Raw genomic sequence first — 316 nt, 5'->3', positions numbered from 1 at the left:
TGAAGTCCCTGTCGTCGTCAATTTCGTTGCGCGTCTGCGCATCGATTCGCCCTTCAGTTCGATCCGATAAGCGTTGTGCACCAGCCGGTCGAGGATCGCGTCGCCCAAGGTCGGATCGCCGATCAGCGCATGCCATTTGTCCACTGGCATCTGGCTGGTCACTAGCGTCGAGCGGTTGCCGTAGCGGTCGTCCAGCAGTTCAAGCATGTCGCGCCGTTGCGCAGCGGTAAACGGCGCCAGGCCCCAGTCGTCCAGGATCAGCAAGTCGGTCTTGGCATAACCCGCCATCAGTTTCGCGAAGCGGCCGTCTCCGTGG

At 61.7% G+C, this 316-nt stretch carries 1 pseudogene; it reads right to left on the bottom strand.

The annotated features are described in order from the left end of the window. Positions 1-316, bottom strand: a pseudogene (istB, locus tag ACXPVS_RS27500) (IS21-like element ISPre4 family helper ATPase IstB); the annotation flags it as partial.

The organism is Pseudomonas sp. Ma2-10 (assembly GCF_054330215.1).
This window is presented reverse-complemented; position numbering and strand designations above follow the sequence as displayed.